We start from the raw sequence: 16,202 nt of genomic DNA on the forward strand, positions 1-16,202 counted from the left end.
TTTTACGTGAACCCATCCGCGCACGCCGGACGGATCTCGGCGGCCATCGCTGTCATGACCGCGATCATGGTCGCTGCGCCCGTGATCGCGGTCATCGCGCTGGCGATGAACCCCGCGCCCGATCTGTGGCGCGATCTGATCGCCTATGTGTTGCCGCGGGCGATGCTCGACACCGCGCTGTTGCTGTTCGGCGTCGGCGCGCTGGCGCTTGTGATCGGCGCCGGCACCGCGTGGCTGATTTCGCTGCATGACTTTCCCGGCCGCGCGCTGTTGTTGTGGCTGATGCCGCTGCCGCTGGCGATTCCGACCTACATCGCCGCCTACGTCTATGCCGACCTGTTCGAGCCGCTCGGCCTGGTTCATCGCACGCTCGCGATCTGGTTTCCGCTGCGCGACACGGTGGCCGTCCTGCCCAATCTGCGTTCGATGCCGGGCGCGATCATCGTCATCGGCCTCGTACTCTACCCTTACGTCTATCTCTCGGCGCGGACGATGTTTCAGTTCCAGAGCGCCGAATTCGCCGAGGCCGCGCGAACGCTCGGCGCCAGCCGCCTGCAGATATTCTTCCGCGTCTCGCTTCCGATGGCACGGCCGGCGCTGGCGGTCGGCGTCGCGCTGGTGTCGCTGGAAACGTTGAACGACATCGGCGCCAGCGAATATCTCGGCGTCCGTACGCTCACCGTGTCGATCTTCACGACCTGGCTCAACCGCGGCAGCCTCGCCGGCGCGGCGCAATTGTCCTGCTTCATGCTGGCGATCGTCGCCGGCCTGATCGCGATCGAACGCTATGGCCGCCGCAATGTCGCGACCGGGTTTTCCGCCGAGAGCCCGCGGCTGACGCCGCGCACGCGATTGCACGGCAGGCGGGGCTGGTGGACGTTTGCCGCCTGCCTCACGCCGGTGCTGCTCGGCTTCATTGTACCGGTGCTGTTTCTGCTGCAGCAGAGTTTCAAGCGCGGGCTCTTGACCAATTTCGACATGACGCTGGGGCGCGATGCCTTCAATTCGGTGGCGTTCGCAACGCTGGCGACACTGATCGCGCTCTTCCTCGGCTTCGCCACCATCCTGGCCTGGCGCTGGCGCCCGGATCCGGTGCGCCTCGTTGCGATGAACATCTCGCAAACCGGCTACGCCCTGCCCGGCCTGGTTCTCGCGCTGGGCTTGCTGACCCCGGTGCTCGCGATCGACAATGGCCTGAGCGCGCTCGGCGGATGGCTCGGAGGTTCACTGCCGGGACTGATCTTGGTCGGCTCGGGTGCAGCCGTCGTGATCGCCTATGTGATCCGCTTCCTGGCGGTGCCGACCGGACTGATCAAGGCCGGCTTCGAGCGAATCCCGCACGACTACGACGACAGCGCGCGCGCCGCCGGCGCAAGGCAATCAACCACGATGCGGCTGATCCATCTGCCGCTGCTGCGGCCTGCGATGCTGGGCGCCGTCATCATCGTGTTCGTGGACTGTCTGAAGGAATTGCCGGCAACATTGCTGCTGCGTCCGCTCAACGTCGAGACGCTGGCGACCTCGATCTACCAGTTCGCCAGCCGCGGCAGTTTTGAAGACGGCGCGCTCGCAGCATTGCTGATCGTCGCCGCCAGCATCGGCCCGGTGGCGTGGCTGACCCGGTTCTCCGACGTGCCGTCAGGGCCGGCGTAAAGCCAAACAACATCCGTCGTCCCGGACAAGCGAGCACAGCGAGCGCCGATCCGGGACCCATACGCCGCGGCCCCTCGGCAAGCACGCCGGCGTCAGCGACCTTTGCTAATAACACCCGCCGCGGCGTATGGGTCCCGCCCGGGACGACGATAAACCGCGAGTCGCGCCTTACGCGTTCTTCAGCGCGACGCGGAATTCGGCTTCGGTCTTGGCCTTGACCTCGTCCAGCGTGACGCCGTCGGCGAGCTCGATCAGCGCCATGCCGTCCTTGCCGTGTTTGTCGATGGTGAAGACAGCCAGATCCGTCACCACCATGTCGACGACCTTTTCGCCGGTCAGCGGCAGGTTGCAGGTCTTCAGGAGTTTCGGGCCGTCCTTGGCGGAATGCTCCATCACGACGACGACGCGCTTGACGCCGGCGACGAGGTCCATCGCGCCGCCCATGCCCTTGACCATCTTGCCGGGGATCATCCAGTTGGCGAGGTCGCCGTTCTGCGCCACCTGCATTGCGCCGAGGATCGACAGATCGATATGCCCGCCGCGCACCATACCGAAGGATTCGGCTGACGAGAAATAGCTGGTCGACGGCAGTTCGCTCACCGTCTGCTTGCCGGCGTTGATGAGGTCGGCGTCTTCCTCGCCCTCATAGGGGAACGGGCCCATGCCGAGCATGCCGTTCTCGCTCTGCAGGCTGACGTCGATGCCGTCGGGGATGTAGTTCGAGACCAGCGTCGGAATGCCGATGCCGAGATTGACGTAATAACCGTCGCGCAACTCTTTGGCGGCGCGAGCGGCCATCTGTTCACGGGTCCAGGCCATAGTGCTTTCCTGCTTCCTGTTGAGTTACGCGGCGGGGCGCGGACGGGTGTTGCGGAACTCGATCCGCTTCTTGCCGGTGCCGACGTCGATGATGCGTTTGACGAAAATGCCGGGCGTGTGGATGTGATCGGGGTCGATCTCGCCGGCGGGCACCAGATGCTCGACCTCGGCGATGGTGATCTTGGCAGCGGTCGCCATCATCGGGTTAAAATTGCGCGCAGTTTTGCGATAGACTAGGTTCCCGGCGGTATCGCCCTTCCAGGCGTGGACGATGGCGAGGTCGGCGAACAGCCCGCGCTCCATGATGTATTTCTCGCCGTCGAATTCCTTCACTTCCTTGCCTTCGGCGATCAGGGTGCCGACGCCGGTCTTGGTGAAGAAGGCCGGGATACCGGCGCCGCCGGCGCGGATGCGCTCGGCCAGCGTGCCCTGCGGATTGAATTCGAGTTCCAGTTCGCCGGCGAGGTATTGCTGGGCGAACAGCTTGTTCTCGCCGACATAGGACGAGATCATCTTCTTGATCTGCCGCGTCTCCAGCAGCCGGCTCAGCCCGATGCCGTCGACCCCGGCATTGTTGGAGATGACGGTGAGGCCCTTCACGCCGGATTCGCGGATCGCGTCCGACAGGGTCTCGGCGATGCCGCAAAGACCGAAACCACCCGACATGATCATCATGCCGTCCTTGAGAACGCCATCGAGTGCCGATTTGGCGTCGGGGTAAACCTTGTTCATGGATGTCTGACCTGATGGAGGAAACGGCTCAAGGCCGGCATAATCAGGGGATTATTAGGCGAAATCTTCGCACTGCGTCAATGCGCGCGCTTTTGGACCACCGGCGGCGGTTCACAACGCCAGGATGGCCTTGAAAGCGTCAAGAAAACCCTTCAGGTTGTGTGGGTTGGCAAGGGCTGAAAGCTAGGCGCGGCCGCCCCGGACAACCAAACCCTCGACCTCAACCCGACCTGGATATGTCTTTGACGATGGCCCAAGGAATGAAGCGCCTGGGGATGCCGATTGCGGCGTTTCTCGGCTTGGCTTTGATCGGCCTGATCGGGACCTCCTGGTTCCTCAACCGGGACGCGTTGCGCCAGGCGGTCGAAGCGCAGATTCGCGCCGTCACCGGGCTCGATCTGGTCGTCTCGGGTGCGATCGACGTCTCGGTATTTCCCGGCAGCTATGTCTCGTTTCACAATGTCAGGCTGAAGGGCGGCGCCACCGTCGACCCGGCGCTGCAGGTCGACGTGCTGACGGCCAATCTGCGCTTGCTGCCGCTGTTGCTGCGGCGGTTCGAGATCGCCGACGTCATGATGCTGCGGCCGCATATCCGCGTCGTCAGGAACGGCCATGGCGAGAGCAACTGGACGCCGTTCGTCGAGACCATCGCGCGCGCCATGAAGCCGGGCGCCGAGAATCAGGTGTCGTTCTCCGAGATCCGGATCCAGGACGGCGTGCTCAACTATGAAGACGCCACCAGCCAGGCCTCCGAGGCGCTAAGCGATATCGACCTGTCGCTGGCCTGGCCGTCGATCTCGCGTTCGTTCGCCGCCACCGGACAGTTCGATTGGCGCGGCGAGCGCGTCGACGGCTCGGTCAGCGCCAGCGATTTCCTCGCGCTGCTGTCGGGCGATCGCTCCGGCGTGAAGGCGCGGCTGGTCAGCGCACCGCTGAAACTGGCATTCGATGGCGCACTCGCCAACCGCACCAGCCTGATGATGGAAGGCACGGTGACGATCGACAGCCCGTCCCTGCGCAACGCGTTGCGCTGGATGGGACAGACGCCGCCCGGCGGCGGCTTCGGCCGCTTCGCGCTGAAGGCCCGCGCCAATGTCGTCGGCGCTTCCGTTGCGCTGACCAATGTGAATGTCGAACTCGACGGCAACGTCGCCGAAGGCGTGATGACCTTCGCCAATAACGGCCGGCAGACGCTGCAGGCGACGCTGGCCGCCGGGGCGCTGGATTTCACGCCCTACATCTCGACCTTCCGCCTGCTGGCGAGCGGCGCGCGCGACTGGAATCGGCAATTGTTCGACCTGAACTCTTTGTCGACCACCGATCTCGACATGCGGCTGTCGGCCGCCAAGGTGACGGTCGGTTCGACCAAGCTCGGCCGCACCGCCTTCGGCGCCAATCTGCGCGGCGGCGCGCTCGCGCTCTCGGTCGCCGAGGCGCAGATGTATGGCGGCATCGCCAAGGGCACGTTCGGTGTCGCGCGCTCGGACGCGGTGGCCGACGTCAAGGCCCAGTTCCAGTTCACCGATGTCGACATGCACGCCTGCGCATCCGAATTGTTCGGCATCAACAAACTCTCCGGCCGCGGCAATCTCAATGTCTCGCTGGTGGCCTCGGGCTCCAGCCCGTTCGGGCTCGTCACCTCGCTCGACGGCACCGCGACCCTGAACGGCCGTGACGGCGCGATCTCCGGCTTCAATGTCGAACAGCTGTTGAAGCGGCTGGAGCGGCGGCCGCTGTCCGGCAGCGGCAATTTCCGCAACGGCTCGACGCCCTTCGATACGCTCAACGTGGAGGTAAAATTCAACGACGGCATCGCGACCGCCGAAGACGTCCGCGTCGAGGGTCCCACGACGCGGCTCACGCTGACCGGCACGGCCTCGGTGCCGGCGCGCGAATACGATCTGAAGGGCGTCGCCAGTCTGACGTCTGCACCCAACGCGCCGCCCGGCTTCGACCTGCCGTTCGTGGTGCAGGGACCCTGGGACGATCCATTGGTGTTTCCCGATCCCGAAAGCCTGATCCGCCGCTCGCCGGGTGCCGCCCCGCTGCTGGATGCGGTAAAGGATCGCAAGACCCGCGACGCCGTTCGCTCGGTGATCGAGCGGATCACCGGCGGCGGCCCAAGGCCGGCGGCGCCGGCGGCGGCAGAAGGTGCCACGAAGCCGAACTGACGACGGCAGGACCACAAGCCTGTTCACGATGACGCTTGCGACCTGGCTCGGACGGGCAGCGATGCCGGCTGGTCTCTGGAATAACTGAACATTAACCATACGAGCCCATGATTTGAGCCGAATTCAGGTGGGCAAGCGCGCGCGAGCCATTGCTGGTTTGTCACCGCGATGGCTCTTTTGTTTTGCTGACCGGCGATGGGCTGAGACGTAGGGAACGCAGGTGACCGAAGCACCCGGCAGGGAAACGCAAGGAGACAAACAGCCCGAGGGGGCACCGCGGGTGGCCTCAAGCCCGGTGCCGGTGTTAGCTGTCTCGCTGGCTGCCATGGCCGTCATTGGTGCCGCCACCGCCAATTCCTTGCCGAGTTTCGGCGGCTTCTCACTGCCGGTTTTCAATCAGTTCTCTTTGCCGAGCGTCGATCGGTTGTCCTTGCCGGACTTCAGCCGCTTCTCCCCGCCAAATTACAATCGCGTCGCTGCATCTCCTCCGCCTGTCCCGGCTCCGGTCCTCGTACCGGATCCGGTTGTCAGGGCGGGACTGCGGGACATTCAGACGTCGCAGGAGCAAAACGCCGATGTGTTGATGTCGCTGATCCAGAGCTCCGCAGCCCAACAGGCGGATTTGAAAAGAATAACCCGTCAACTCTCCCTGCTGACGGCGCAGGTGAGCTCCCTGCAGAATCAGGCGCCACCGCTGACGACTTCCAGCATCGCACCGTTGACGACTTCCAGCATCCCACGTCCAAATCCTCGCACGCGGGTCATCCAGGCGTCGAGAAAAGTACTCCCTCCGGTTCTTCCTCCGACCCCTCCGCCACTTTCCAGGCCTGTCGGCCCCTTTTCGGTAGGGGGCGCTCCGCTCAGTCCGGCACCCGGCTCGGGCGCAAGCTAGCACCCAACGGAAAACGCCTCCGTCATCTCCTCGAACCGATCTTGGGAGCAAAGCAGGAATCCGGCAAAGATCGTGATGTCTGCTTTTGGGCACTTTTCAGAACTAGCCGATCTGACGAGTGAAGTCCGTTGTTAGGGGAAGATCGGAAGTCGCCGACCCGGACGTCAGCTTCCGCCGAATGACTCAGAGCGGACATCAGCCTCCAGCACACATTGCTTTCTTTCGGTTGGCGTGTAGAACGGCACTCGGGTGCTCGCTGCATGTGGCAGTGACAGGTCAAGCGATGGTCGGGCCGCCACGCGGAAAGCGTGCGCCCAATGCATCCCCGACGTTCAGCCCAAGAAATCCTCCGTGCCCAATCCCTCACCGGGCAGGCCATGAATGTGCCCCTGCTGCTTGTTGCAGCCGCGGTGGCTCTCCCAGCCGTCCTGATCGCAAATCCCGTCGCGGCAGCATCCACAACTGGCCCGTATTCGGCTCAGCCCGTCTTCCTGTTCGGCATTCCGGTTGATTTCATTCTGTTCGGCCTGACACTGCTGGGTGTAGCGGTGTTCCACCACAAGACGCTTGAGGTGGCGTTGACCGGGCTCGTGGCCGTCACACTTTACAAGCTCCTGTTTACCGGCTTCCGGCAAGGCGAGAGCCTGACCGGCCTGATGCTCCAGCTCCACCACGAATGGGTTGTTCTCGCCAATCTGTTTTTGCTGCTGATGGGTTTCGCCATCCTGTCGCGGCATTTCGAGAACAGTCGAATCCCCGACGCGATGCCGGCGTTGCTGCCAAACGGTTGGAGCGGCTGCCTGGTTCTGCTTGCTACTGTATTCGTGATGTCGGGCTTCCTCGACAATATTGCCGCGGCCCTGATCGGCGGCACGATGGCGCGGCACTTGTTCAGGGGCAAACTACATATCGGTTACCTTGCCGCCATCGTTGCGGCCGCCAATGCCGGCGGCGCCGGCAGCGTGGTCGGTGATACCACCACCACCATGATGTGGATCGACGGCATCAGCCCGCTGCGCGTCGTCGAAGCCTACGTCGCAGCCGTCGCCGGCTTCCTGATCTACGGGATACCGGCTTCGCTGGCACAACACCGCCACTCCCCAATAGAGAAGGATACGCAGCGTGGCCTGCACATCGATTGGACTTATGCGGGCGTTGTCGGTGCAATCCTGACCATCGCTGTTTTGGCCAACGTGATCGCCAACCTGAAGTTTCCGGCGGTGCTCGATGTTATCCCCGTGATCGGACTTGCGGTATGGATCGTCATTCTCGCAGCCGCGCCGCTGCGTCGGCCGGATTGGGCGATCATGCCGGAAACGTTCAAGGGAACGGTCTTCCTCCTGGCCCTTGTCACCAATGCGTCCTTTATGCCGGTCGAGGAATTGCCTGTCGCCTCGTGGCAAACGGCGCTGGGGCTCGGCTTCCTGTCTTCCGTGTTCGACAACATTCCGCTGACGGCGCTCGCACTCAAGCAGGGCGGCTACGACTGGGGTTTCCTTGCATATGCCGTAGGCTTCGGCGGTTCGATGATCTGGTTCGGCTCGTCTGCGGGCGTCGCGATCTCCAATATGTATCCGGAGGCCAAGTCGGTCGGCTTGTGGCTGCGCCACGGCTGGTATGTCGCGGTAGCGTACATTGTGGGCTTCTTCGTTATGTTCGCCATTGTTGGTTGGAATCCTGACCCTCCACACAAAAAGCGTGCTGCGCTAGATGTGAACTATCAACTGGGCGTGGCTGGCCACCTGTAAAGCGAGCCTGGCGCGGATGGAACGGCGGCAATTGGCCCTTGGCGAAAGGGGTCGACGGGATAGCCGATGTCAGCTTCCCTGAACGGTCATGCGATATTGAGTTCGACCTGCGTTTTCAGCTGCCAATCTGTTCCCATAGGGCTGGAAGGGTACTGTCCGTACTTGACCCCTAGTGTCCTAAGTTCATGATGATAGGGTGTCGTAATTCGCAGTATGACCGGTGAGGACACAATGGGATGGTTTGACCGGCTGTTTGGAAGAGCCTCGGGGCCTACCAGTCGGCTCTTTGCCAGATTCAGAAGGAAATCGCAGGCACCGACTGATCCTGATCTTCTGAAGATTGCCAAGGACCGAAAAGGGCATATTTCACGGAGAGCCGTGAGAGATGAGTATAATCGGCTGGTTTTGGAGAAGTACGCGCAAGATAAGGATTGATTTGCCGCGCCTCGCCAGAAGGCTCTGACCAAAGCGCAGGGCCGCCGCATGTTGGCGGCCTCTTTCTTGGGACCGGAATATTTTCAATCGCTCATGCGCTGATATTGCGGGGTCGGGGCCGCCTCAGTTGGGTGTGAGTCAAACAGCGAGAGGGGCGATTAACAACGCTGTTAACCCCCCTTGTGATTGTGCATCAAAAGGGCCGCATTCGCGCGACCCTCGCCGGTCAAATTCAAATTCGTTCGGGATGAAAAGCGCCCCGGCAGAGCAATACAAAGATCTTCCCCAAATTCTGTGGAGTCAGGAAAAGCCCGGCACTTCAAACAGGCAGTGGCTTACCCAAGCTCAAGCTCGGGCGCGTCCGGACCTCACGCCACGCCTGAATTGCGTCCGTAGTCCAGGGTAAAGCCGACGCCGGGTGATCGCTTGAATTTATGGGTTCACCCCGCAATCTGCCTGCGCCTTGAGAACTGCGTCGCGGCGCGCGCAATAGCAATCTGCAAGCCAAGGCGCGACAAATCAACCCGACGGCCGCGCCCGGCGAAGCCTTGGCGAAGCCGGGGCAAAGCAATTCTGTTTTACAGAAATCATGTCAAGCCCCAAAATAAAAAATATTTCTGTTTACCGGAAGGCAAATCAGGTGCATATGTTTGGCCATCCCGTCCCACTCAGAGGGCGTCGGCCGTCGTCACGGACGTTGGGCGGGTTGCGGTGGACGCTTGTTTGCGCTGAGACGACAGCGCGGACTAAGCGTACGGCAAAACCGTGTGGTCCTGGCGCCCGTTGCAGGCGTCAAGTTGCCGGAGAAGCGTGAGCTGAACCGGCAGCGACGGAGTCAACCAAGAACTCGTCTCCGGGGAGATCACGGCATAAGCCGTAAAGCCATTGCGCAGGGAAGGCCGGGTGTTCTCCGCTGCCCTGTATGCTCGTGTGCAGCTTTCTTTGCACTATTCGCACACGAGACCGCGGGTGCAGCGCGCACCCGGTCTTCCCTGCGCCCTCTCAACGAGAGGGCGGGAAGTTTCTGGCAAAGCTCGGGCTTATCAGGCCGCGAGAATGCGAAGCCGCGTCATCCGGCTCAAATGCGCCATTGCACATAGCGAGCCTGATAGCCGCTGATGCGCAAGTTATATCGGGCGATGCCGAGGTTAGATCAGGCTGGAGTCGCAATCCCCTTCACAATCAAAATGGGTGGTTATGGGGTGCCGTTCACAATTGCGCCCCAGGCCGGGACGACAAGGCTGAAACGACGTCGTTGATGCCTGATTGCCTTGCCAGGACGAACGCTTGGCCTGGCTGGAACCGCCCTACACAAGTTTGCAACGCGGCATCTAGATCGCGCCGTTTGGTTGCGCTATCACTGATCCAACCGGGTTGGAAAACCCGGCATATCCAGGGAGAACAATGTGAGATTCAAGGGAATTGGTGCAGTTTCACTCGCGGTCGCGGCTGTCGGGCTGTTTTACGCCACAGCGCCTGCGATGGCCCAACAAAAAACCATTACCGTCTGGTTCGGCAAGGGCTTCTACAAGTCCGAGGACGACGCGCTGCTCGAGGCGATCAAGAAGTTCGAGGCCAAGACCGGCATCAAGGTCGAACTGTCGCAATACGCCATTCAGGACATGATTCCGAAGACGGTGGCGGCGATGGATTCGGGCACCGTGCCTGACGTCGCCTATTCCGACAGCTACGACGTGCAGGCGCAGGGCAAATGGGCCTATGAAGGCAAGCTCGAGGACCTCGGCGACATCCTGCTGCCGATGAAGTCGGCGTTCGCGCCGAACACGCTGGAGACCGCGCTGCTCTACAACGATGTCGCCAAGAAGAAGGCCTATTACGGCTATCCGCTGAAGCAGCAGAGCATGCACGTCCAGATCTGGAGCGACATGCTGGGGCAGGCCGGCTTCAAGCAAAGCGACATTCCAACCAAGTGGGAAGATTACTGGTCGTTCTGGTGCGACAAGGTGCAGCCCGCCATTCGCAAGGCCACCGGCCAGCGCATCTATGCCGTCGGCCAGCCGATGGGCGTGGAATCGACCGACTCGTTCCAGTCGTTCTACACCTTCATGGACGCCTACAACGTCAAGCTCGTCGATGACGACGGCAAGCTGCTGGTCGACGACCCGAAGGTGCGCGAAAACCTGATCAAGGCGCTGAAGGACTACACAGACACCTACACCAGGGGCTGCGCGCCGCCCTCCTCCACCACCTGGAAGGATCCGGACAACAACGTCGCGTTCCACAACAAGACCATCGTGATGACGCACAACTTCACGATCTCGATCGCCGCGAAATGGCTCGACGACGCCAACAACCCGGCGCTGACGCCGGAACAGCGCGCGCTCGGCAAGAAGAACTACGACGAGACCATCATCACGGCCTCGTTCCCCAACAAGCCGGACGGCACGCCGATCAAGTACCGCTCCGACGTCAAGACCGGGCTGATGTTCACCGCGGCCAAGAACAAGGCCGAAGGCAAGGAGTTCATCAAGTTCCTGCTGCAGGAAGAAAACCTGCGGCCCTATATCGAAGGCGCGCTCGGCCGCTGGTTCCCGGTGACGACGGCCAGTCAGCAGAGCCCGTTCTGGCAGGCTGACCGGCATCGCAAAGCCGTCTACACCCAGTTCACCGGCGGCACCACGCCGTTCGACTTCACCAAGAACTGGAAGTTCACGATCCTGAACAACGAGAACGTCTGGGCCAAGGCGATGAACCGGGTGGTGAGCGAGAAGGTTCCGGTCGACAAGGCCGTCGACGAACTGATCGCCCGCCTCAAGCAGATCGCGGGTTGATTCCTTCCCCCTCGCCCCGCTCTTCGCAGGGAGAGGGTCGGGGTGAGGGGCTCTCTCCGCGAGTGATGCTCGCGGTGAGTCCTGTACCCCCTCACCCGGATCGCACCGGACGATGCTTCGCATCGCCGAGGCGATCCGACCTCTCCCCGCTGGCGGGGAGAGGTGTACCAACCAACACCGGCCGCGCATTGCGGCCGGCATGGCTGACAAGAGTAACTGAATATGGCGATTACGATCTCGGGCGATCAGGCGATGCCAGGCCCGCCGCTGTCGGCCCGGCTGACCACCCCGCAGGTCTGGGGCATCGTGCTGGTGGCGCCCTACCTCTTGGTGTTTCTGGCCTTCGTGGTCTACCCGGTCTGCTACGGGCTGTGGCTGGCGCGTCATCCGGCGAGCTATGTCGCGCTCTGGCACGATCCGATCTTCGCGCGCGCCGCGGTCAATACGCTGATCTTCCTGCTGGTCGGCATCAACCTCAAAATGATGATCGCGCTGTTCCTGTCCGGCTTCTTCGCCCAGCAGCGCCCCTGGATCAAATGGCTCTCGGTGCTGTTCATCCTGCCCTGGGCGGTGCCGTCGATCCCGACCATTCTCTCCGTGCGTTTCATGTTCAACCCCGAATGGGGCATGGTCAACACGCTGATCTTCAAACTCACCGGCGATGACGGCCCGAACTGGCTCAATGACCCGACCGTGGCGCTCGGCATGGCGATCGGCGTGCACATCTGGAAATCGCTGCCGTTCTGGACGCTGATCCTGATGACCGGGCGGCTGGCGATCTCGCACGATCTCTACGAGGCGGCCGAAGTCGACGGCGCGAGCCGGACGCAGAAGTTCCGCTTCATCACCTGGCCGTCGATGCAGGCGCTGTATCTGACCTGCACCCTGCTCTCGATGATCTGGACGCTGGGTGACTTCAACAGCGTCTATCTGTTGACCGGCGGCGGCCCCGCCGATCTCACCCATGTGCTCGCGACCCTCGGGATTCGCTATCTGCGGCTCGATCAGCTCAGCCTGGCGATGGCGTCCATCGTCTGCGCGCTGCCGTTCGTGCTGCCGCTGATCTATTTCATGATGAAACGGTTGTCGCGATGAAACTGCCCACGCTACGCGAAGTCGGCGTCGAAGCCCGCCTCCTGCTGATCGGGATTCCTGTGTTCCTCTGGACCATGATCCCGATCTACCACATGTTCCTGTTCGCGATTTCGCCGAAGGAAGATGCGTTCTCCGGAAAGCTCTGGCCGGCGCATCCGACGCTGAACAATTTCCGCATCGTGTTCCATCAGGAGCATTACTTCCTGCGGGATTTCTGGATCCAGTTCTGGAATTCGATCGTGATTGCGCTCGCGGCCGGCGCGCTGACGCTGCTGATCGCGACCGCGGCGGCGTTTGCGATCTCGCGGCTCAAGGTGCCCGGCGGACGGTGGGTGATGAATCTCGCGCTGTTCACCTATTTCATTCCGGCGGCGTTCCTCGCCGTGCCGATGTACCGGACCATGGGTAATTACGGCCTGCTCAACAATCACTGGTCGCTGATTCTGGCGATGGTGACGATCGCCTCGCCCTACGCGATCTGGGTGCTGAAGCAGGCCTCCGACAAGCTGCCGGTCGAACTCGACGAAGCCGCCACCATGGACGGCGCGACCATTCCGCAGCTGTTCAGGCTGGTCTATGTGCCGCTGATGATGCCCTCGCTGGTGGCGATCGGCACCTACGCTATCTTGCTCGCCTGGAACGAATATCTCTACGCGTTCCTGCTGCTCTCCAAGGACACCGAAATCACGCTGCCCGTGGCGCTCGGCAACTTCCTTGCCGCGGATGATTCGCCTTGGGAATTGCTGATGACCACCGGCTTCATCTACGCCCTGCCACCGGCCGCGATCTATTACGCGTTCAAGCGGTATATGGTGGGCGGGCTGACGGCGGGCGCGGTGAAGTCATAATGGCGCCGCGCTCTCGCCTTGCGAGCTCGACAGCTTCGAGGCGAAGGACGCAATCACGATCACGACCGCGATCAGCGCGATCACCATGGTGCAGATCGCGTTGATCTGCGGCTTCACTCCTAACCGCACCTCGGAATAGATCCGGATCGGCAAGGTCGCCGAGCCCGGGCCCGTCGTAAAACTCGCGATAACGACGTCGTCGAGCGACAGCGTGAAGGCCAGCATCCAGCCGGCAACGATCGCCGGGACGATCAGCGGCAGCGTCACGGACAGAAACGCCCGCACCGGATCGCAGCCGAGATCCATCGCGGCTTCCTCGAGACTGCGGTCGATGGAGGCGAGGCGCGACTGCACCACGACGGTGACGAAGCACATCGTCAGCGTCGTATGCGCAAGCGTCACGGTCCAGAAGCCGCGCTCGGCGTTCAGCGCCACGAACAGCAAAAGCAGCGACAGGCCCGAAATCACCTCCGGCATCACCAGCGGCGCATAGAGCATGCCCGAGAACAGCGAGCGGCCCTTGAAGCGCTCGCCGCGCGCCAGACCAATCGCCGCCAGCGTGCCGAGCAGGGTTGCGACCGTCGCCGACACCGCGGCGACGCGCAGGCTCATCCAGGCTGCGTCCAGCATGGCGCGGTCGTTGAAAAACTCGGTGTACCAGCGCAGCGACCAGCCGCCCCACACCGTCACCAGCCGCGAGGCGTTGAACGAGTAGATGACGAGAATGACGATCGGCAGATAGAGAAACGCCAGCCCCAGCGCCAGCGAGGTGATGTTGAACGGCGAAATCCGGTTCACCCGGCGCGTCATCCGCCCCCTCCCCGCAGCGTGCGGCGCTGCAGCCGGTCATAGAGCAGCAGCGGCGGTATCAGCAACAGCAGCAGCGCGACCGCGGCTGCGGAAGCGACCGGCCAGTCCTTGTTGGTGAAGAATTCGAGCCACAGCGTCTGCCCGATCATCATCGAACCGGAACCCGCCAAGAGATCGGGGATCACGAACTCGCCGACGATCGGAATGAAGCACAGCAGCGCGCCGGCACCGACGCCCGGCAGCGACAGCGGAAACGTCACCAGCCAGAACGCGCGTCCCGGCGAGGCGCCGAGATCGGAGGCCGCTTCGATCAGCGCGCCGTCCATTTTCGCGAGCGTGGCGTACAGCGGCAGAATCATAAACGGCAGATAGGAATAGACGATGCCGATGTACATCGCGGTGTCGGTCGACAGCCACACCACAGGCGTTGACACGATATGCAGCGCCAGCAGCATTTTGTTGAGCAGACCGTCATGCTGCAGGATGTTGATCCAGGCATAGATCCGGATCAGGAACGAGGTCCAGAACGGCACGATGACCAGCATCATCGCGATTGGTTGCCAGCGCTGCGGCAGCCGCGCCATGCCATAGGCGATCGGGTAGCCGATCAGCAGCAGGATCGCCGTCGAGGTCACCGCGACGAAGATGCTGCGCAAGTACGAGGAGATGTAGAGACTGTCCGAGACCAGCAGTTTGAAATTGTCCAGCGACAGTTCCGACAACGCCGCCTTGATCGCAGCCCAGCCCGCGGTGAGGTCGAACAGCGGCACGTAGGGCGGCTGCGCGATCGCGGTCTGCGACAGGCTTATTTTGAGCACGAAACCGAACGGCACCAGGAAGAACAGCACCATCCACAGATAGGGCGCGATCGCAGCCAGCCGCGCCGGACGGGCGAAGATGCTGCGCGCGCTCATTGTTCCAGCACCATGCAGTCGTCAGGCGTGAACCAGGCCATCACGCGCTGGCCCGCGAGATAGGCATCGATGTCGAGCCGCGCGGTATTGGCCACCGATGCGCGCACCACGGCGCCGGATTCCAGCTTGACCTTGTACGCGGTGAGCCCGCCGAGATAGCTGACATCTGTCACCACGCCCTCGAGCCGGTTGATCGCATGCGTATTGGCCGCATCCGACACCGGGGCACGGCGCGACAGCTTGACCTTCTCGGGGCGGATCGCGACACAGACCGTGGCCTTGGTAACCCGCTGGCGCGGCTCGGTCACCGCAAGCGTGACGCCCTCCCTGGTCGTGACCAGCAGCCGGTTATTTTCGCGCCAGCCAACCTCGCCATCGAACAGGTTGACGTCGCCGATGAATTCCGCGACCCAGCGCGAATGCGGTGCCTCGTAGAGCTCGCGCGGGGTGGCCACCTGTTCGAGGCGGCCGGCATCCATCACGCCGATCCGGCTCGCCATCGTCATCGCCTCTTCCTGGTCGTGGGTGACGATGATGAAGGTCATGCCGAGCCGGCGCTGCAGGTCCATCAATTCGAGCTGCGTGCTCTCGCGCAGCTTTTTGTCCAGCGCAGCCAGCGGCTCGTCGAGCAACAGCACCTGCGGGCGGCGGGCCAGCGAGCGCGCCAGCGCCACGCGCTGCTTCTGGCCGCCGGAGAGCTGATCGGGCTTGCGCTTCTCCATGCCTTCGAGCTTGACCAGCGCGACCATCTCGGCGACGCGGGTGGCGATCTCGTCGCGCGCCATGCCGGCACGCTTGAGGCCGAACGCGATATTGTCCCGCACCGACAGATGCGGAAACAGCGCGTAGTTCTGGAACATCATGTTGACCGGGCGCAGATGCGGCGGCACCTGCGCGATGTCCTTGGCCCCAAGCAGGATGCGGCCCTCGTCCGGCGTCTCGAAACCGGCGAGCATGCGCAGCAGCGTGGTCTTGCCGCAGCCGCTCGGACCCAGCAGCGCAAAAAACTCCCCGGCGCGGATATCGAGCGACAGCCGGTCCACCGCGCGGAAACTGCCGAACGTCTTGCCGACCCCCTCGATGCGCAGCAGCGGCATGTCGGCAGCCAATTCGAACTGCGGCGCCGGGCTTACGGGCGCTTGAGGTGGCGGCTCCGGCTTTGCGGGGTCGGCGATCCCATCGGCCTTCGGCGTAATTTCCGGCGATTCCTCGGTCATGTCCCCTGCCAGCCCTCGCTGCCGCACGCTAGCGGCGGATCGGCATCGGCTCAACCGCTTCGCGGCGCACAGTCAC

The 16,202-nt window shown here is 62.8% G+C and carries 11 protein-coding genes; 6 read left to right on the forward strand and 5 right to left on the reverse strand.

The window, feature by feature from the left end; all coding sequences use genetic code 11:
- Nucleotides 1-54: 54 nt before the first annotated feature.
- Complete coding sequence (locus tag JQ609_RS22835) at nt 55-1,653, forward strand: iron ABC transporter permease (protein WP_212275077.1); 1,599 nt, start codon at nt 55-57, stop codon at nt 1,651-1,653.
- A gap of 168 nt (nt 1,654-1,821) precedes the next feature.
- Here JQ609_RS22835 and JQ609_RS22840 read toward each other — a convergent pair whose 3' ends face one another.
- Together JQ609_RS22840 and JQ609_RS22845 are read right to left on the reverse strand one after the other, a co-directional pair.
- Nucleotides 1,822-2,472, reverse strand: a complete 651-nt coding sequence (locus tag JQ609_RS22840) for a 3-oxoacid CoA-transferase subunit B (protein ID WP_212032632.1) — start codon at nt 2,470-2,472, stop codon at nt 1,822-1,824.
- A gap of 24 nt (nt 2,473-2,496) precedes the next feature.
- Nucleotides 2,497-3,204, reverse strand: coding sequence for a CoA transferase subunit A (locus JQ609_RS22845; RefSeq protein WP_212207671.1), 708 nt, complete (start codon nt 3,202-3,204; stop codon nt 2,497-2,499).
- Nucleotides 3,205-3,452: 248 nt separating this feature from the next.
- Between JQ609_RS22845 and JQ609_RS22850 the strand changes: the two genes are divergently transcribed.
- The 5 genes from JQ609_RS22850 to JQ609_RS22870 all read left to right on the forward strand — a co-directional run bounded on the left by JQ609_RS22850 (nt 3,453) and on the right by JQ609_RS22870 (nt 13,185).
- Complete coding sequence (locus JQ609_RS22850; RefSeq protein ID WP_212275041.1) at nt 3,453-5,375, forward strand: AsmA family protein; 1,923 nt, start codon at nt 3,453-3,455, stop codon at nt 5,373-5,375.
- Nucleotides 5,376-6,644: 1,269 nt separating this feature from the next.
- Nucleotides 6,645-8,015, forward strand: coding sequence for a citrate transporter (locus JQ609_RS22855; RefSeq protein WP_249128315.1), 1,371 nt, complete (start codon nt 6,645-6,647; stop codon nt 8,013-8,015).
- Between the two features lie 1,841 nt (nt 8,016-9,856).
- A complete protein-coding gene (locus JQ609_RS22860) occupies nt 9,857-11,242 on the forward strand; it encodes an ABC transporter substrate-binding protein (RefSeq protein WP_212207669.1) in 1,386 nt (461 codons plus the stop codon).
- Nucleotides 11,243-11,464: 222 nt separating this feature from the next.
- Nucleotides 11,465-12,337, forward strand: coding sequence for a carbohydrate ABC transporter permease (locus JQ609_RS22865; RefSeq protein WP_212275042.1), 873 nt, complete (start codon nt 11,465-11,467; stop codon nt 12,335-12,337).
- A complete protein-coding gene (locus tag JQ609_RS22870; RefSeq protein WP_211999422.1) occupies nt 12,334-13,185 on the forward strand; it encodes a carbohydrate ABC transporter permease in 852 nt (283 codons plus the stop codon). The genes JQ609_RS22865 and JQ609_RS22870 overlap by 4 nt, the downstream gene beginning before the upstream one ends.
- On the opposite strand, the gene JQ609_RS22875 is transcribed toward JQ609_RS22870, so the two are convergent.
- From JQ609_RS22875 to JQ609_RS22885, 3 genes are read right to left on the reverse strand one after another with little or no spacing between them, the layout of a single operon-like run.
- Nucleotides 13,180-13,995, reverse strand: a complete 816-nt coding sequence (locus JQ609_RS22875) for an ABC transporter permease (protein WP_212275043.1) — start codon at nt 13,993-13,995, stop codon at nt 13,180-13,182. The genes JQ609_RS22870 and JQ609_RS22875 overlap by 6 nt on opposite strands.
- On the reverse strand, nt 13,992-14,909 hold the full coding sequence (locus JQ609_RS22880) for an ABC transporter permease (protein ID WP_212275044.1): 918 nt from the start codon (nt 14,907-14,909) through the stop codon (nt 13,992-13,994). The genes JQ609_RS22875 and JQ609_RS22880 overlap by 4 nt, the downstream gene beginning before the upstream one ends.
- The gene (locus JQ609_RS22885) at nt 14,906-16,126 is read right to left on the reverse strand and encodes an ABC transporter ATP-binding protein (RefSeq protein ID WP_212275045.1); all 1,221 of its coding nucleotides are present in this window, start codon (nt 16,124-16,126) and stop codon (nt 14,906-14,908) included. Before JQ609_RS22885 ends, JQ609_RS22880 begins: the two co-directional genes overlap by 4 nt.
- Between the last annotated feature and the right edge of the window lie 76 nt (nt 16,127-16,202).

The organism is Bradyrhizobium sp. AUGA SZCCT0169 (assembly GCF_018130085.1).
Classification (GTDB): domain Bacteria; phylum Pseudomonadota; class Alphaproteobacteria; order Rhizobiales; family Xanthobacteraceae; genus Bradyrhizobium.